At 72.0% G+C, this 16,506-nt stretch carries 16 protein-coding genes and 2 pseudogenes; 7 read left to right on the forward strand and 11 right to left on the reverse strand.

Going from position 1 to position 16,506, the window contains the following annotated elements; translation table 11 throughout:
• Positions 1-5 precede the first annotated feature (5 nt).
• Together A6P39_RS33080 and A6P39_RS33085 are read left to right on the forward strand one after the other, a co-directional pair.
• A complete protein-coding gene (locus A6P39_RS33080) occupies positions 6-548 on the forward strand; it encodes an arginine repressor (protein WP_067055070.1) in 543 nt (180 codons plus the stop codon).
• A 110-nt stretch (positions 549-658) separates the two neighbouring features.
• Positions 659-943 (forward strand): annotated as a pseudogene (locus A6P39_RS33085) (RNA polymerase sigma factor); the annotation flags it as partial.
• On the opposite strand, the gene A6P39_RS33090 reads toward A6P39_RS33085, so the two are convergent.
• The 8 genes and pseudogenes from A6P39_RS33090 to A6P39_RS33125 all read right to left on the reverse strand — a co-directional run bounded on the left by A6P39_RS33090 (position 868) and on the right by A6P39_RS33125 (position 7,525).
• Positions 868-1,548, reverse strand: a complete 681-nt coding sequence (locus A6P39_RS33090; RefSeq protein WP_267893393.1) for an ATP-binding cassette domain-containing protein — start codon at positions 1,546-1,548, stop codon at positions 868-870. The pseudogene A6P39_RS33085 and the gene A6P39_RS33090 sit on opposite strands and share 76 nt — an antisense overlap.
• 121 nt (positions 1,549-1,669) lie before the next feature.
• Positions 1,670-2,236 (reverse strand): annotated as a pseudogene (locus A6P39_RS33095) (ABC transporter transmembrane domain-containing protein); the annotation flags it as partial.
• A 26-nt stretch (positions 2,237-2,262) separates the two neighbouring features.
• Positions 2,263-2,448 (reverse strand): hypothetical protein, encoded by a 186-nt coding sequence (locus A6P39_RS33100; protein ID WP_067055073.1) that lies wholly within the window; start codon positions 2,446-2,448, stop codon positions 2,263-2,265.
• Between the two features lie 105 nt (positions 2,449-2,553).
• Entirely contained in the window at positions 2,554-3,345 is a 792-nt protein-coding gene (locus A6P39_RS33105; protein ID WP_067055166.1) for an FAD:protein FMN transferase, read from the reverse strand.
• A gap of 4 nt (positions 3,346-3,349) precedes the next feature.
• Positions 3,350-4,201, reverse strand: a complete 852-nt coding sequence (locus tag A6P39_RS33110; RefSeq protein WP_067055075.1) for an FMN-binding protein — start codon at positions 4,199-4,201, stop codon at positions 3,350-3,352.
• An 18-nt stretch (positions 4,202-4,219) separates the two neighbouring features.
• On the reverse strand, positions 4,220-5,602 hold the full coding sequence (locus A6P39_RS33115) for a ferredoxin reductase family protein (protein ID WP_067055078.1): 1,383 nt from the start codon (positions 5,600-5,602) through the stop codon (positions 4,220-4,222).
• Between the two features lie 59 nt (positions 5,603-5,661).
• A complete protein-coding gene (locus tag A6P39_RS33120; protein WP_067055081.1) occupies positions 5,662-6,162 on the reverse strand; it encodes an FMN-binding protein in 501 nt (166 codons plus the stop codon).
• Between the two features lie 10 nt (positions 6,163-6,172).
• Entirely contained in the window at positions 6,173-7,525 is a 1,353-nt protein-coding gene (locus tag A6P39_RS33125; RefSeq protein ID WP_067055085.1) for a ferredoxin reductase family protein, read from the reverse strand.
• A 224-nt stretch (positions 7,526-7,749) separates the two neighbouring features.
• Here A6P39_RS33125 and A6P39_RS33130 point away from each other — a divergent pair, with 224 nt between their 5' ends.
• Together A6P39_RS33130 and A6P39_RS33135 are read left to right on the forward strand one after the other, a co-directional pair.
• On the forward strand, positions 7,750-8,490 hold the full coding sequence (locus A6P39_RS33130; RefSeq protein WP_067055169.1) for a response regulator transcription factor: 741 nt from the start codon (positions 7,750-7,752) through the stop codon (positions 8,488-8,490).
• Positions 8,487-9,974 carry a sensor histidine kinase gene (locus tag A6P39_RS33135; RefSeq protein ID WP_079133798.1) on the forward strand — a complete coding sequence of 496 codons (1,488 nt, stop codon included), beginning with the start codon at positions 8,487-8,489 and terminating at the stop codon, positions 9,972-9,974. Before A6P39_RS33130 ends, A6P39_RS33135 begins: the two co-directional genes overlap by 4 nt.
• A gap of 53 nt (positions 9,975-10,027) precedes the next feature.
• Here A6P39_RS33135 and A6P39_RS33140 read toward each other — a convergent pair whose 3' ends face one another.
• From A6P39_RS33140 to A6P39_RS33150, 3 genes are all read right to left on the reverse strand, one after another.
• Complete coding sequence (locus tag A6P39_RS33140) at positions 10,028-10,735, reverse strand: L,D-transpeptidase family protein (RefSeq protein WP_067055091.1); 708 nt, start codon at positions 10,733-10,735, stop codon at positions 10,028-10,030.
• Positions 10,736-10,738: 3 nt separating this feature from the next.
• Positions 10,739-11,326, reverse strand: a complete 588-nt coding sequence (locus A6P39_RS33145; protein ID WP_067055097.1) for a pyridoxamine 5'-phosphate oxidase family protein — start codon at positions 11,324-11,326, stop codon at positions 10,739-10,741.
• Positions 11,327-11,460: 134 nt separating this feature from the next.
• Positions 11,461-12,387 carry a hypothetical protein gene (locus A6P39_RS33150; RefSeq protein WP_199841017.1) on the reverse strand — a complete coding sequence of 309 codons (927 nt, stop codon included), beginning with the start codon at positions 12,385-12,387 and terminating at the stop codon, positions 11,461-11,463.
• Positions 12,388-12,630: 243 nt separating this feature from the next.
• Here A6P39_RS33150 and A6P39_RS33155 point away from each other — a divergent pair, with 243 nt between their 5' ends.
• From A6P39_RS33155 to A6P39_RS33165, 3 genes are all read left to right on the forward strand, one after another.
• Entirely contained in the window at positions 12,631-13,827 is a 1,197-nt protein-coding gene (locus A6P39_RS33155; protein WP_199841018.1) for an argininosuccinate synthase, read from the forward strand.
• 50 nt (positions 13,828-13,877) lie between these two features.
• Entirely contained in the window at positions 13,878-15,305 is a 1,428-nt protein-coding gene (gene argH / locus A6P39_RS33160) for an argininosuccinate lyase (protein WP_067055103.1), read from the forward strand.
• A 167-nt stretch (positions 15,306-15,472) separates the two neighbouring features.
• Positions 15,473-16,444: an aldo/keto reductase gene (locus A6P39_RS33165; RefSeq protein ID WP_067055106.1), complete on the forward strand. Its 972-nt coding sequence runs from the start codon at positions 15,473-15,475 to the stop codon at positions 16,442-16,444.
• Positions 16,445-16,506: the final 62 nt, after the last annotated feature.

A 16,506-nucleotide genomic window follows, 5' to 3' on the forward strand; every position in this document is an offset into this window, starting at 1 on the left:
CGACGATGAGCGAGGCGCAGGACAACGAGCAGGCGGGTGCCGGGCCCGCCGTACCGCAGACCCGCACCGCACGGCACCGCCGGATCGTGGACATCCTCAACCGGCAGCCGGTGCGGTCGCAGAGTCAGCTGGCCAAGCTGCTCGCCGACGACGGGCTGAGCGTCACCCAGGCGACGCTCTCCCGGGACCTGGACGAGCTGAACGCGGTGAAGATCCGCAACACCGACGGCGACCTGATCTACGCGGTGCCGAGCGAGGGCGGTTTCCGCACCCCGCGCGCTCCGCTCGGCGAGTCGGCGAAGGAGGAGCGGATGCGGCGGCTGTCCCAGGAGCTGCTGATCTCCGCCGAGGCCTCGGCCAACCTCGTGGTCCTGCGCACCCCGCCCGGTGCCGCCCAGTTCCTCGCCTCGGCCATCGACCAGGCCGAGCTGCACGACATCCTCGGCACCATCGCCGGTGACGACACGCTGATGCTGATCAGCCGTAGTCCGACCGGCGGCCAGGCCCTCGCGGACCACATGCTGCGACTGGCACAGAACGGGCACTGAGCCCGCATGCGACGCCCCACCCGTCGGCGGAGAATGGGAATGTGATCTTCCGCGACGGGCGGGCAGGTGGGCGGGCAATCCCCTGGCGGCCGTCGGCCGTATACAGAGGTGTGTCGGGTTTCCGGTCCCCCGTGGGCCGCCTCCCGGACGAGGCGCTGCTGTCCGGGCTGGCCACCGGTGATCCGGAACTCGCGGTCGTCTTCGTACGAAGGTTCCAGCACCGGGTCTTCGGGGTCGCCATGGCCGTCACCGGGGATGAGCAACTGGCGGAGGACATCGCCCAGTTGACGTTCGAGCGCGCATGGCGCCATGCCCAGGTCTACGACTCCTGGAGCACCACCGCGACGTTCTCCCGCACGCCGGTCAGGCTCAGGTCCCGCAGATCGGTGCCGTCGAGCCGGACCGTGCCCCGCTCGGGGTCGTAGAAGCGCAACTGGAGCCTTGCGACCGTCGACTTGCCCGCCCCGCCGGCCCCGACCAGCGCCAGCGTCTCGCCCGGGCCGACGTGGAAGGACACGTCCGACAGCGCCCACGCGGCGGCCCCGGGATAGCGGAACCAGACGCCGTCGAACTCCACCTCGCCCCGCACGCGGCCGGTCCGCCGGGCGCCCGGGGTCTCGACGACCTGCGGGCGCTGGTCCAGCAACTCGATGATCCGCTCGGCCGAGGCGGCGGCCGTGCAGAAGGCGGTGCCCAGCCCGGACAGGCCGTGCACCGGGCCGTAGAGCTTGCCGATCAGCGCCAGGAAGACCAGCAGTCCGCCCAGCGTGAGCTGACCCTGGGCCGGCTTCCAGGTGCCCAGGCCCATGACCGCGAGCCCGCCGGCCACCTCGATGATCTCCACGACGGGACCGTAGACGGCCCGGATCCGTACCGAGGACATCGCCGCCCGGAACCTGCCCGCGCTCTCCCGCTCGAACCGGGCCTCCTCCCACCCCTGCCGGTTGTACGCCTGCACCAGGGCGACGTTGCCGAGCGCCTCCTCGGCGATCGCGCTCAGCGAGCCGCTGCGCCGCCTGCGCTCCCGTGAGACCGTCCTGAGCTGCCGTGCGAGGTGCCGCGGCGGCCCAGAACAGCGGCACGATGACGAGCGCGAGCAGGGTCAGGTCCCACCGCAGATAGAGCAACAGGCCCAGGAAGAGGCCGAGTTGGACGACGTAGTAGAGGGCGTCCGCCACCCCCGAGAGCAGAAACGTCTCGACCGCGTCGACGTCCCCGGTGAGGCGGGACAGCACGTCGCCGAGCCGCCGGCGTTCGAAGAAGCCGAGCGACAGGCCCTGGACGTGCCGGAACACAGCGGCGCGCAGAGCGAGCAGGAAGCGCTCGCCGACCCAGGTCGACGTCACCTCGTCCGCGTACGCCAGCGCCCCGGAGCAGATGACGAGTCCGAGGAAGACGGGTGGGATCCACAGCAACGGCCGCAGGTCACGGGGTACGAGCACACCGTCCACGACGATCTTGAAGAGCCAGATCTCCGCGGCGTCGACGGCCGGTCCGGCCAGGCTGAACAGGACAACGGGGACGAGCCAGCGACGGCCGCCGCGCGTGTACGGCCAGAACCGCCGGAACACCTCGCGCGGCGGGACGGCGGGCGCGGCGGGCACGACACCGCCGGCGGACGCCGAAGGACGTGCATCATGGGACGCGTTCCCCGGGGAGCGGCGAAGCGGACCGGGGCCGCCTGCCACCGGTCCGCTCAGCCTGGTGTGCGATCTCAGTAGCGGTCGTCGTCGCGGTCGTGACCATGACCGTGGTCACGGTCGTGCCGGTGGCCGTGGCGGTGACGGTCGTCCTCGTGGTCGTGCCGGTGGTGTTCGTGGTGGTGCCCGTGGTCGTGACGCGAGGAGTCGATCCCGTGGTCAGAACGGAATGCGGGCAGCAGAGTGTTGAAGATGGCCATCGCGTTCCTCCCGAAACTTGCTGTACCCCGGATACGTCCCGGGGCGGAAATCGGATGGCTCCCCGGCGAGAAAACCGCTCGGGGATTTCGCTCGGAACACCGCTGTCAGCCGAGCCTCGCCGCCAACCCGCCGGTGCACCGCACCTCGTCGCCCGCGGTGATCAGCAGCCCCTCCACGCCGGGCAGGGACTCCAGCCACGCCGCCCCGGCCCGCGAGCCCATCGCGAACGCCGCCGTGGCCCAGCAGTCCACCCAGGTCAGCCGCGGCCCGACCACCGTCACGGCGACCAGATCCGTCACCGCCGGTCTCCCCGTGCGCGGATCCACGATGTGCGCACCGCGCTCGGCCGTCCCCGAAGTCGCCACCGACAGCTCGGCCACCCCCGCCGTCGAGATCACCGCCGCGAGGCCCCCCGGCCGGAGCGGATCGGCCACCCCCACCCGCCACGGCCGCTGCGGCTCCGGCGTGCCGAGCAGCTGTACGTCCCCGCCCCCGTTGACACTCACCCCGCACACCCCGTCGACCTCCGCCAGCCGCCGTGCCGCCCGCTCGGCGGCCCAGCCCTTGACGATGCCGGTGGGATCGAGCGAGCCCTGGTAACGCGGGCTGAACCAGCCCTCGCTCACCCGCTCCGCCTCCGCCGCGAGGTCCAGCACCTCGGCCACCTCGGCAGCGCACTCGGCGACGGACAGCTCACCCCGGGCCAGCCGGGAGACCTCGCTGTCCTCGCGGTAGGTGGAGAAGAGCGCGTCGGCCCGGTGGAGGCCCGCGACCGCCTCCTCCAGGGCCGCGCGTACCGCACGGGGTTCCCCGCCGCGGACGTCGAAGGAGAAGACCGTCCCCATGACCTCCTCGGCATGACGTACCGCGGCGGGAGTCCCGGCTGGGCCGGCCATCGTGTCAGCCACCGGCCTGGTCCAGCGCCGACTGGAGGGACTGCTTGTAGCCGGTGCTGGTGTAGGTGGCGCCGGAGACGGCGTCGATGCTCGCGCTCCCGGCCGCCACGGCCTCCTGGTTGAGCTTCGGGACGGCCATCGCCGTCTTCTGGTCGCTCAGTCCGCCCTTGGGCGCCTGGACCGCCGAGGCCTGGGTGATCTTGCCGCCGCTCACCGTGATCCGCACCTGCACCGGGCCGTACTGGGTCTGCGCGACCTTCCCGGTGACCGTACGGGCCTGCGCGGCACCCGAGGAACCCGAGGAACCGGCGGAACCGGACGAACCGGCGGAGCGAGAGGCGCCCGAGGAGCCGGCGGCGCCCGAAGTGCCCGCGGAACCGGAGGAGTTGGCCCCTGCGGACGACTTCATCCGGTCCAGCGCCGACTGCAGCGACTTCTTGTAGCCGTTGCTCGTGTACGTCGCCCCGGACACCGCGTCGATCTGCGCGCTCTGCGCAGCGACGGCCTCCTGGTTGAGCTTCGGGACGGCCTTCGCCGTCTTCTGGTCGCTCAGTCCGCCCTTGGGCGCCTGGACCGCCGCCGCCTGGGTGATCTTGCCGCCCGCGACGGTCAGCCGCACCTGCACGACCCCGTACTGCGTCTGCGTCGCGTCACCGGTCACCGTGCCGGTGGTCGCGCCGGCCGGCTGTGTCCCGCCCTGTGCCGGCGGCTGAGCCCCCGCGGTCTGCTGCGGGGCCGCGCCCGCCGCGGCCGACGCCGGATCCGACGCGGGCTTCAGCGACAGCAGCAGGACGACACCGGACACGGTCGCGGCCGAGACCAGCACGATCCGCCGAAGGGGGTGGTTCTTCCTCATCTTCAGTACAGCTCCCGCTCACATCTCGAACGACTCGTGATGGATGCGGCGGGCGGGGACTCCCGCGCCGCGCAGTGCCTCGTACACCGACTGCGCGAACCCGGTCGGGCCGCACATGAAGACATCGTGCCGGTCGATGTCCGGGATCTTCCGCTGGAGGTTCTCCGCGGAGATGTCCGGCCGCTCGCCCTCCGGGCTGTTCACCGCGTACATCAGCCGGGCACCGCGCTCGTCGGCGATCTTCGCCAGCTCGTCCCACAGGGCCAGGTCCTGCGTGGTGTTGGCCCGGTAGAGCAGCGTGATGTCCCCGGCCGCGCCGGGCAGCGTCTCGAACAGCGCCCGCATCGGAGTGATCCCGACCCCGCCCGCGACCAGCAGCACCTTGCCCCGGCTGCGGCGCTGCGCGGTCATCGCCCCGTACGGGCCCTCGGCCCACACCCGGGTGCCGGGCGTCAGCTCGCGCAGCCGGGCGCTGTGGTCGCCGATCGCCTTCACGGTGATCCGCAGCATGTCCGGGCGGGGCGCCGCCGACAGCGAGTACGGGTGCGAGCTGAACCGCATCCCGGGGGCCAGGAACCGCCAGCGGAAGAACTGGCCCGCCTCGGCGCCCATCCGGTGCAGCTTCCGCCCGCCGATCAGCACCGACACGATGCCCGGCGTCTCCTCGATGACCGCCTCGACCCGCATCCGGTGCTTGAGGTTCAGCCGGATCGGGGTGAGGATCCGGTACCAGATCACGAGCGCGGTGACCGTGCCGTACAGCCCGTACCAGAAGGTCTTGGCGACCGGCTCGACGGCGAAGTCGTTGCCGCTGGTGATCTGGTGCCAGAACGTCAGGAACACCGCCGCGTACGTCAGCAGATGGACGTGGTACCAGGTGTCGTACGGCAGCCGGCGGCGCACCGCGCCGATCGACGTCAGCCCGATGAGCACGAACAGCGCGGCGCCGATGGCCGCCTTGCCCATGTCGGGCAGCTGATTGATGGAGTTGACGGTCTGCTGGACGATGTAGCTCAGCGACTTGCCCGCCTGGAGCGCGTACCCCCACATGATGAGGAAGACGTGCGCGACGATCAGACAGAGCGTGTAGCGGCCGCTCATCGCGTGCCAGCGGGCCACCCGGTCGGAGCCGACCCGCCGCTCCAGCGCCGGGACGCGCGCCATCTGGAGCACGACCAGCGCCATCAGATAGCCGGCGAGCAGACCGGTGATCCGGCCCGCGTTGACGACCCGGCCGGTGTCGTCGGCGATGGACGGGGTGTTGTGCCACCACAGCCACAGCACCGCCACCGCGCCCGCCCACACGGCGAGCAGCAGCGGGACGGCCGGGGAGCGGCGCGGGCGGATGCGGCGCATCGTCTGTCGGCGGGCGGCACGGCCGCCGGCGAGGGTGGTGGTCACGCTTCCTCCGTGGGGACTCGGCCCTTGGCCCACAGATACGTGCCGCATGCGCCGAGTGTTCAGCGGGTCGCCGCGTCCAGCGCGGACTGGAGGGACTGCTTGTAGCCGGTGCTGGTGTACGTGGCGCCCGAGACCATGTCGATCTGCGCGCTCTGCGCGGCCAGTGCCTCGCGTCGCAGCTGGGGGAGCGCGTAGCTGTTGATCTCCTGGTCGCGCGGGTTGTCCTGCGGGTACTGCACGGCCGTCACGTCCGTGAGCTTTCCGCCCTCGACCGTCACCCGCACCTGGACCGGCCCCCAGCGGGTCTGGACGGTGTCGCCGGTGGCCGTCTTCGTGCCGGACTTCGTGCCGGTCTTCGCACCCGGGGTGGAGCCGGCCGAAGGGCCCGAAGAACCCGAAGGAGCCGAACTGCTCGACACCGAGGGCGACTTGGCGTCGGCCGTGGCCAGCACGGGAGTCGCGTGCGGCTTCAGCGACAGCAGCAGCACCATGCCGGAGACCGTCGCGGCACTGGCCAGCACGATCCGGCGGAGCGGGCGGTTCTTCTTCAACGCGTGCACGGGTACGGCCTCACAGTTCGAACGACTCGTGGTGGATACGGCGGTCCGGGACCCCGGCCGCCCGCAGCGCCTCGTACACGTCCCGCGCGAAGCCGTGCGGGCCGCAGAGGTAGACGTCGTGGCCGGCGATGCCGGGAAAAGTCGCGCGCAGCGAGTCCGCCGAGATGTCAGGGCGCTGCCCGCCCGGCCCGTTCAGCGCGTACAGCACCTGCGCGCCGCGCCAGCGGGCGATCGCCTCCAGCTCGCCGCCCAGCGCCAGATCCTCGGCACCGCGCGCCCGGTACAGCAGGGTGACCTCGCCGGGCAGCGTCTCGAACAGCGCGCGCAGCGGGGTGACCCCGACGCCGGCCGCGATCAGCACCGAACGGTGACTGGTGGCCCGCTCGGCGGTCAGGGAGCCGTAGGGGCCCTCCGCCCACACCCGGGTGCCGGGCCGCAGCAGGGCGACGGCCCCGCTGTGGTCGCCGAGCGCCTTGACGGTGATGCGCAGCAGGTCCGGGCGCGGCGGCGCCGACAGGGAGTACGGCGTCGACGTCCAGGCCATGCCCTCGCCGAGGAACCGCCAGCGGAAGAACTGCCCGGGCCGCGCGCCGAGTTCGTCGAGGTGCCGCCCGCGGACGACAACCGAGTACACGCCCGGTGACTCCTTGTGGACCGAGTCCACGCGCAACTGGTGGCGCCGGTTGAGCCGGACCGGCGCGAGGATCCGGAACCACAGCACCAGCGCCGCGACGCCCAGGTACAGCGCGTACCACAGCGCGGTCGCCACCGGCTTGCCGTTGAACTCGTTCCCCAGCGACAGCTGGTGGAAGAAGACCAGGAACACGGCCGCGTAGGTGAGGAGGTGGACGTAGTACCAGAACTCGTGGCTCGTGCGGCGGCGCACCGCCCGGGCCGAGGTGATGCCGACCGCGAAGAGGATCACCGTACCGGCGGTGGCCTTGAGCATGTCCGGGTAGTCCAGGACGACGGTCACCGTCTCGTGCCAGAGCGAGGCGTGGTCCTGGGCGGCGTACCCGGTGAGGATCAGCGCGACGTGCGCGACGAGCAGGCTGACCGTGTACCGGCCGGCCATCGCGTGCCAGCGGGCCACCCGGTCCGAGCCGACCCGGTTCTCCAGCAGCGGCACCCGCGCCATCAGGCCGACCAGCACCGCGCAGGCGTACCCGCACAGCAGCCCGGCGATCCGTCCGGCGCCGGTCAGCCAGCCGGCCGTGCCGACCACGGATCCGGTGCCGGACCACCACAGCGCCACCACGCCCGCCGCCCCGGCCCACAGCACGGCCAGCACGGGCCCCGCCGGGGAGCGCCGTGCGGCCAAGGGCACGGGCGGAGCCGCGCGCCGCGCATCGACCGTGGTCATAGGTTCAGCGTCCTTTCGTCCGTCATGCCCGGTCACTGTGCCCGGCAAAGCTCTCAGTCACCTCTGAGCAACCCCTGTGACCAGGGCTTTTGACAGCGGACTCAGAGGGGTTTCTCATCCAGCGTTCAGCGAACCGGGGCGCGCGGGGGTGAGCGCACTCACAGAAAACTCAGAGGGGAGGCGGTACGTCCCACCCCTTCGAAGGGGTGATGCTGGGAGACGCGATGAACACCACCCGCTCCGGCCGCCCCGCCCTCACCCGCCCCGACGGCACCCCGCTGCGCGTCCTCGTCGTCGACGACGACCCCGACCTCGCGGAGGTGCTCACCGGTGCCCTGCGCTACGAGGGCTGGGAGGTGCGCGCGGCAGGCGACGGAGTCACGGCGCTGAGCGCCGCCCGCGAGCTGCTGCCCGACGCCGTCGTCCTCGACGTGATGCTCCCCGACACGGACGGCTTCGCCGTGCTGCACCGGCTGCACGAGGTGATGCCCGACGTCTGTGTCCTCTTCCTCACCGCACGGGACGCGGTCGAGGACCGGATCGCCGGCATCACCGCGGGCGGCGACGACTACGTCACCAAGCCCTTCAGCCTGGAGGAGGTCGTCGCCCGGCTGCGCGGCCTGCTGCGCCGCGCGGGCATGGCCCGCCAGCTGGAGGACGGTCCGCGGCTGGTCGTCGGCGACCTGGTGATGGACGAGGAGGCCCGCGAGGTGACCCGGGCCGGTGAACTGATCGAGCTGTCGCCGACCGAGTTCGAACTCCTCCGCTTCCTCATGCGCAACCCGCGCCGCGTGCTCAGCAAGGCACAGATCCTCGACCGGGTCTGGTCCTACGACTTCGGCGGCCGGGCCCATGTGGTCGAGCTGTACATCTCCTACCTGCGCAAAAAGGTCGACGCGGGCCGCGAGCCCATGATCCACACCGTGCGCGGCGCTGGCTACGTACTGAAGCCGGTGGCCCGGTGAGGTTCCCACGGCGGCCGGCCCGCCCGAGTGAGGTGCGCCGGCTGCCACGGCCCCGCACCCTGCGCGCCCGGCTCACCGCCGGTCTGGTCGTGCTCCTCGCGATCAGCTGTGCCGCGGTCGGCGTGGCGGCCGTCGTCGAGCTGAACGGCTTCCTCACCCGCCGGCTCGACCAGCAGCTCCAGCAGGCGGGCCCGGCCTTCCCGCAGAGCCTGGAGCACGGCACCTACAAGCCCTCGGACCACGACGGCGACGAGCACGGCGACACCCGCCGCCAGGCCGCCGGGACGTTCGGCGCCCGCCTGCTGAACGGCCGGGTCACCAGCGTGGCGGTCGTGCCCGCCGGAGACAGCCAGGACCTCGGCGTCGCCCTGACCGACGCCGACCGCACGAGCCTGGCCAGGGTCCCGGTGGACGGCAACGGGCACACCGTGTGCCTGTCGCACCTGCGGGAGTACCGGCTGATGGCGTGGCGCGGCCGGGACGGCGACGTGCTGGTCACCGGGCTGCCCGCGGAGCCGGTACGGGCCGCCGTGAAACGCCTCGAACTGGTCGCCGTGGTCGTCCTCGGCCTGGCCCTGACCGCCGCCGGCGTGGCCGGGGCACTGTGGGTCCGCTGGTCGCTGCGCCCGCTGAGCCGGGTCGCCGCGACCGCCACCCGGGTCAGCGAGCTGCCCCTGGCCAGCGGCGAGGTGGCCCTGCCGCCCCGCGCCCCGGACAGCGACCCGCGCAGCGAGGTCGGCCAGGTGGCGGCGGCGTTCAACCGCATGCTCCGGCACGTCGAGGACGCCCTGACCAAGCGGCACGCCAGCGAGGAACGGCTGCGCCGCTTCGCCGCCGACGCCAGCCACGAGCTGCGCACCCCGGTGGCCTCGGTCCGCGGTCACGCCGAACTGGCCCTGCTGCACCCCGGCCCGGTGCCGCCCGAGATCACCCGGGCCCTGGAGCGGATCAAGGCCGAGTCCTCCCGGATGGGAGAGATGGTGGACGACCTGCTGCTGCTCGCCCGCCTCGACGCGGGCCGCCCGCTGGAGAGCCGCCCGGTGGACCTGACGCATCTGGTCCTGGACGCGGTCACGGACGCGCGGGCGACGGGCCCCGGGCACCGCTGGTCCCTGGACCTCCCCGAGGACCCGGTGACGGTCCCGGGCGACGCCCACCGTCTCCAACAGGTGTTGGCCAACCTGTTGGCCAACGCGCGTTTGCACACGCCCGTGGGCACCAAGGTGACGGTGACCCTGGAGACCGGGGCCGAGGCGGCCGTCCTGTCCGTCCACGACGACGGCCCCGGTGTCCCCGAGGACGTCCAGCCGGGCGTCTTCGAACGCTTCACCCGAGCCGAACACCGCCGCCGCCCCGGTGCCTCGGGAGGAGGGGCGGGCCTGGGCCTGTCGATCGTGGCGGCGGTGGCGGAGGCGCACGGAGGGAGTGTGCAGCTCGAGAGTGCACCGGGCGCCACGACCTTCCGGGTCGTCCTGCCGGTCTGAGGGGCGCGAGGCCGCATCGGCATGCGGCTGCGCCGCGCGGGCGCACAGTGGGATCAGTACCGGGTGACCGCCGTGGCCCCGTCCACGGTCCCGATGGCGACATGCGGAGCCCTCTCGGGCCTGGCCCAGGCCAGCAGGCGGACCATGGCCTCCTCGGGAACCGACACACATCCGGCCGTCGCGGCCTGTCCGTTGACGTGCAGGAAGATCCCGGCGCCGCGTCCTCGCACCGGCTGGTCGTAGTTGAACCCGATGACCAGCCCGTAGGCGTACTGCTCCGTGTACGTGATCAGATGCTCGGACTCGGACGCCCGGCAGTCGGCCGGCAGCGGTTCGACCCAGCGGTTGTACGACGTCGAGTCATTGTCCTGGCACCACCACGAACTGTCCTTCACCGCCCGGTACATGACGCTCGTCCCGCTCGGCGCCGGCTTGATCCCGAAGCCGAAGGGGAGGCCGTACAGCCCGGTCGGTGTGGTGTTCGTCCCCTGTTTCCGGGCGGTCCCCTCCACCAGGCCGCCCGACCCGAACCGGGCCGCCGCCGAGCCCGCCTGCACCCACTGGCCGTCCTCGAGGTCCCACCAGGTGACCGTCCCCGACGTCGAGCCGGTGCCCGGCGCCTGCGCGATGATCAGCTGGCTGCCGCCGCCCGTGTCCGCCAGCTGCACCGGCAGGGGCACGGAGGCGGGGGCCGCCGGCGCGGAACCGAGCAGGGCGAGCGAGGACGCGGACACGAGGGCGAGCACGACACCTGGGCGCATGGCTCAGACGGTAGACGGCGGCAGCGGCAACGGCAGCCCGGGTAGTCCGTCCAGGCTCGTCGCCACGTGCTCCTTCTTCTCGAAGTACATGCTCAGCGAGGCGTCGTCCTCGCGTGCGAAGCGCTTGCCGTGCAGGTCACGGTCCTCCTCGTACGCCATGAAGGGGACGGCGTACCCGCAGGTGTCCCGCACCAGCTCCGCGTGCACGACGATGATCGCGCGCAGCCCGTGCAGGCTCGTGTCGATGCCGGGGAAGCGGGCGAGCAGCTCCTTGAAGCGCGGGTCGTCGCGGAAGACCGGCTCGCCCCGGCCGTGTACGCGCACGATGTTCGGCGGGCCCTGGAAGGCGCACCACATCAGGGTGATCCGCCCGTTCTCCCGCAGGTGTGCGATCGTCTCGGCGTTGGACCCGGCGAAGTCCAGGTAGGCCACGGTCAGTTCGTCGAGGACGGCGAACGAACCCCTGAGGCCCTTGGGGGAGAGGTTGACCGTGCCGTCGCCGGAGAGCGGGGCGGTCGCGGTGAAGAACAGGGGCTGTTCCTCGATGAACGTCCGGAGTCTGCCGTCGATGCGCTCATAAGTCTTTCCCATGTCTAACGATTATTGGCGAAACTCCTTCGTTTGTCTAAGGAATTTCCGGAAGTCGTGAGCCGTCCTCCGGATCCCACCCGTCGGAGGACGGGCACGCCGGGGCGGCCCCGGCCGGCGCCGCCCCGCGCGTCACCTCACTTGGTGAGCGTGCAGGCGGCCAGGGAATCGAGTCCGGTGGGCTTGGTGCCCTTGCGGCCGATGGCGATGGCGATGCGGTCGATGGTGGAGACGCGCTTGTCCTTGAGGGGGCCGAGGATGGCGTTGTTGACGAAGTTGGGTCCGCCTTGGCCGACGGTGTTCTGCAGGCGGTTGTTGGCTTCCTGGATCTGGGTCTGGAGCAGGGTGAGGTTGCGGGCGACCTCGGCCTGGGCGGAGGCGGGGACGGCCGGCAGCTTGGAGGCGACGTCCGGGCAGGTGATCGTGCCGGCCCCGGTGTTCCCGCCCGCTGCCGAACCGCCCGCTGCCGAGCCGCTCGCCGCCGAGCCGCCCGTCTGCTGGGACGCCGAGGCGCTCGGCGCCGTGCCGCCGGCGTTGCCCGCGCCGCTCACGCCGCCCGCGCCCGCGTTGCCCGTCCCCGAGCCGCCCGCGCCCGCGTTGCCCGTGTTCGCGCCGCCCGCGTTCAGGGTGCAGGCGGCGAGGGAGTCGAGTCCGGTGGGCTTGGTGCCCTTGCGGCCGATGGCGATGGCGATGCGGTCGATGGTGGAGACGCGCTTGTCCTTGAGGGGGCCGAGGATGGCGTTGTTGACGAAGTTGGGTCCGCCTTGGCCGACGGTGCTTTGCAAGCGGTTGTTGGCTTCCTGGATCTGGGTCTGGAGCAGGGTGAGGTTGCGGTTCACCTCGGCCTGGGCGGAGGCGGGGACGGCCGGCAGCTTGGAGGCGACGTCCGGGCAGGTGATCGTGCCGGGGCTCGCCAGTGTGCGGGCGTTCGCGGCGCCGCCGCTGCTGCCGGGCGTCCCGGCGAGGGCCGAGCCGGCGATCACCGCGCCGGACAGTACCGCGGCGGCGGCGCCACCGATGATCGCCACGCGGCGCTTGTTGTACTTCGGAAGAGCCCTGGACATGCGGATGCCTCACTTGGGTCGGGTCGACGTCTGAGCAACGCGGCGCCTGCGTTCGGAGGGGAGTACGAGAAAGCGGTTTCGGATGTTCAGCCTTCTTTCAGAAATCCGGTCGCCCGTCCGGCGCCCTCCGGTCCCGGCGGTCCCAGCCGGCCCCGTCCGGTCCTCGCACCGGCCTCGATTGACGAATCATGCATTGCTCTGCATACTCATGCATGTCAGTGAGTGCAGTGTGGAGGAGAACCCGTGACCGAGCGCGTCGTACTCGCCTATTCGGGCGGTCTGGACACCTCCGTCGCCATCGGCTGGATCGCCGAGGAGACGGGCGCCGAGGTCATCGCCGTAGCGGTGGACGTCGGCCAGGGCGGCGAGGACCTGGACGTCATCCGCAAGCGTGCCCTCGCCTGCGGCGCGGTGGAGGCCGAAGTGGCCGACGCCAGGGACGAGTTCGCCGAGGAGTACTGCCTCCCGGCGATCAAGGCCAACGCCCTCTACATGGACCGCTACCCGCTGGTCTCGGCCCTCTCCCGGCCGGTGATCGTCAAGCACCTGGTCGCCGCCGCGCGGAAGCACGGCGCCACCACCGTCGCCCACGGCTGCACCGGCAAGGGCAACGACCAGGTCCGCTTCGAGGCCGGCATCGTCGCCCTCGCCCCCGGCCTGAAGTGCATCGCCCCGGTCCGCGACTACGCGATGACCCGGGACAGGGCGATCGCCTTCTGCGAGGACAAGCAGCTCCCGATCGCCACCACCAGGAAGTCCCCGTACTCCATCGACCAGAACGTCTTCGGGCGCGCGGTCGAGACGGGCTTCCTGGAGGACATCTGGAACGCCCCGGTCGAGGACATCTACGAGTACACCGCCGACCCGGCCGTTCCGCGCGAGGCCGACGAGGTGGTCATCACCTTCGAGGAGGGCGCCCCGGTCGCGATCGACGGCACGCCCGTCACCGTCCTGCAGGCCATCCAGCAGCTCAACGAGCGCGCCGGTGCCCAGGGCGTCGGCCGGATCGACATGGTCGAGGACCGGCTCGTCGGCATCAAGTCCCGCGAGGTGTACGAGGCTCCGGGCGCGATCGCCCTGATCACCGCCCACCAGGAGCTGGAGAACGTCACCGTCGAGCGCGAACTCGCCCGCTACAAGCGGCAGGTGGAGCAGCGCTGGGGTGAACTGGTCTACGACGGCCAGTGGTTCTCCCCGCTCAAGCGCGCCCTGGACGGCTTTGTGAACGAGGCCGGCCGGCACGTGAGCGGCGACATCCGCATGACCCTGCACGGCGGCCGCGCGGTCGTCACCGGCCGGCGCTCGCAGTCGTCCCTGTACGACTTCAACCTCGCGACCTACGACACCGGCGACACCTTCGACCAGGCCGCGGCCAAGGGCTTCATCGACATCTACGGCCTGTCCTCGCAGATCGCGGCACGGCGCGACCTGCGGGCATAGCCTGACGCACGACCCGCGTAACCGACCCACCCTCTCTAGGAGCAGCGCAAGTGAGCAGCAACAGCGGTGACGTTCGGCTCTGGGGCGGCCGTTTCGCCGACGGTCCCGCCGAGGCCCTGGCGAAGCTGTCCGCGTCCGTCCACTTCGACTGGCGGCTCGCGCCGTACGACATCGCCGGTTCGCGTGCCCACGCGCGCGTCCTGCACAAGGCGGGGCTGCTCACCGAGGACGAGCTGACCCGTATGATCGCCGGGCTCGACCGGCTGGAGGCCGATGTCGCCGACGGCTCCTTCGTGGGCACGATCGCCGACGAGGACGTGCACACCGCCCTGGAGCGCGGCCTGCTCGAGCGCCTCGGCCCGGACCTCGGCGGCAAGCTGCGCGCGGGCCGGTCGAGGAACGACCAGGTGGCGACCCTGTTCCGGATGTACTTGAGGGACCACGCCCGGACGATCGGCGGCCTGATCGCCGACCTCCAGGACGCCCTGATCGGCCTCGCCGAGGCCCACCCGGACGTCGCGATGCCGGGCCGCACCCACCTCCAGCACGCCCAGCCGGTGCTCTTCGCGCACCACGTCCTGGCCCATGTCCAGTCCCTGTCCCGGGACGCGGAGCGGCTGCGCCAGTGGGACGAGCGCACGGCGGTGTCGCCGTACGGCTCGGGCGCGCTCGCGGGTTCCTCCCTCGGCCTCGACCCGGAGGCGGTGGCCGAGGACCTGGGCTTCGAGCACGGCAGCGTGGGCAACTCCATCGACGGCACGGCCTCCCGTGACTTCGTCGCCGAGTTCGCCTTCATCACCGCGATGACCGGGGTCAACCTCTCCCGGATCGCGGAGGAGATCATCATCTGGAACACGAAGGAGTTCTCCTTCGTGACCCTGCACGACGCGTTCTCCACCGGCTCCTCGATCATGCCGCAGAAGAAGAACCCGGACATCGCGGAGCTGGCGCGCGGCAAGTCCGGCCGCCTGATCGGCAATCTGACGGGTCTCATGGCGACCCTGAAGGCCCTGCCCCTCGCCTACAACCGCGACCTGCAGGAGGACAAGGAGCCGGTCTTCGACTCCTGCGACCAGCTGGAGGTGCTGCTCCCCGCCTTCACCGGAATGATCGCCACTCTCACCGTCAACCGCGAGCGCATGGAAGAACTGGCCCCGGCCGGCTTCTCGCTCGCCACCGACATCGCCGAGTGGCTGGTCAAGCAGGGCGTGCCGTTCCGCGTGGCGCACGAGGTCGCCGGGGAGTGCGTCAAGGTCGCCGAGGCCGAGGGCAAGGAACTGGACGACCTGACGGACGAGCAGTTCGCGAAGATCTCCGCGCATCTCACCCCGCAGGTGCGCAGCGTTCTCAACGTGCCCGGCGCCCTGGCCTCCCGCGACGGACGTGGCGGTACGGCACCCAGCGCTGTCGCCGTCCAGCTGGCGGAGGTCAAGGCGGACGTGGCGGCGCAGCACGCGTGGGCGACCGCCAAGAGCTGACTCCCCGTCCACCCGGCCCGCACCTCCGAGGGGCGGGTCCCGGTCCCCCGCGGACCGTCCCGCCCGCTGCGGACGCGTCGTGGCTGGTCGCGCAGTTCCCCGCGCCCCTTCGGGGCGCGGGGTACGTTGGTCGGAGTCTCACCGGAGCCGATCGAACGGAGCCTGCGATGCCCTTCGCCCGTCTCGCGCACGCCACCACGCCGACCTGCCACATCGGCCTCGGCCTGGCCGCCGTCGGCCGTCCCGGCTACATCAACCTCGGCCGTGAGGAAGACCTCGGGGAGGACCGCAGCGTCGACGCGCTGCGCACCCGTACCCACGAACTCCTCGACGCCGCCTACGCGCAGGGCGTGCGCTACTTCGACGTGGCCCGCTCCTACGGCCGTTCCGAGGAGTTCCTCGCCGGCTGGCTCAGCGCCCGCCCCGGCGTCGACGACGTGGTCGTCGGCAGCAAGTGGGGCTACACCTACACCGCCGGCTGGTCCACCGACGCCGAGCGGCACGAGGTCAAGGACCACGGCCTCGCCACGTACGAGCGCCAGCGCGCCGAGACCGACGCGCTGCTCGGCGAGCGGCTCGACCTCTACCAGATCCATTCGCTGACCCCGGACAGCCCGGCCCTCACCGACAAGGACCTGCACGCCCGGCTCGCCGAGGCCGCCGCCCAGGGCCTGACCATCGGCTTCTCCACCAGCGGCCCGGCGCAGGCCGACGCGATCCGTGCCGCGCTGGAGGTCACGGTCGACGGCGAGCGGCTCTTCCGTACCGTGCAGTCGACGTACAACGCCCTGGAGACCTCGGCCGCCCCCGCCCTCGCCGAGGCGCACGACGCGGGTCTGACCGTGATCGTCAAGGAGGGCATGGCCAACGGCCGGCTGGCCGCGCCGCACGCCCCGAAGGCCCTGCAGGCGGTCGCCGACGAGACCTCCCTCGGCTGCGACGCCGTGGCCCTCGCCTGGATCCTGCGCCAGCCGTGGGCCGGCGTCGTGCTGTCCGGTGCCGCGACCGTCCCGCAGCTCTTCTCCAACCTGCACGCCCCCGCCGTCGACCTCGACGCGGACCAGCTGACCCGCCTCGCCACGCTCGCCGAGGACCCGCGCGCCTACTGGGAGCGGCGCGGACAGCTGCCCTGGCACTGACGAGCACCTGCCACGGCCCACGCTCATGAGCCACTCATGCCCGTGGTGAGACAGACATGTCT

This window comes from Streptomyces sp. FXJ1.172, from assembly GCF_001636945.3.
In the GTDB taxonomy this organism is placed as follows: Bacteria; Actinomycetota; Actinomycetes; order Streptomycetales; family Streptomycetaceae; genus Streptomyces.

Bases quoted from the DNA above. Each gene is read 5' to 3' on its own strand.
- A6P39_RS33165 (WP_067055106.1), top strand. From the start codon at position 15,473: ATGCCCTTCGCCCGTCTCGCGCACGCCACCACGCCGACCTGCCACATC.
- A6P39_RS33105 (WP_067055166.1), bottom strand. From the start codon at position 3,345: ATGGCCGGCCCAGCCGGGACTCCCGCCGCGGTACGTCATGCCGAGGAG.
- A6P39_RS33080 (WP_067055070.1), top strand. From the start codon at position 6: ATGAGCGAGGCGCAGGACAACGAGCAGGCGGGTGCCGGGCCCGCCGTA.
- A6P39_RS33130 (WP_067055169.1), top strand. From the start codon at position 7,750: ATGAACACCACCCGCTCCGGCCGCCCCGCCCTCACCCGCCCCGACGGC.
- A6P39_RS33110 (WP_067055075.1), bottom strand. From the start codon at position 4,201: ATGAGGAAGAACCACCCCCTTCGGCGGATCGTGCTGGTCTCGGCCGCG.
- A6P39_RS33150 (WP_199841017.1), bottom strand. From the start codon at position 12,387: ATGTCCAGGGCTCTTCCGAAGTACAACAAGCGCCGCGTGGCGATCATC.
- A6P39_RS33145 (WP_067055097.1), bottom strand. From the start codon at position 11,326: ATGGGAAAGACTTATGAGCGCATCGACGGCAGACTCCGGACGTTCATC.
- A6P39_RS33100 (WP_067055073.1), bottom strand. From the start codon at position 2,448: ATGGCCATCTTCAACACTCTGCTGCCCGCATTCCGTTCTGACCACGGG.
- A6P39_RS33125 (WP_067055085.1), bottom strand. From the start codon at position 7,525: ATGACCACGGTCGATGCGCGGCGCGCGGCTCCGCCCGTGCCCTTGGCC.
- A6P39_RS33140 (WP_067055091.1), bottom strand. From the start codon at position 10,735: ATGCGCCCAGGTGTCGTGCTCGCCCTCGTGTCCGCGTCCTCGCTCGCC.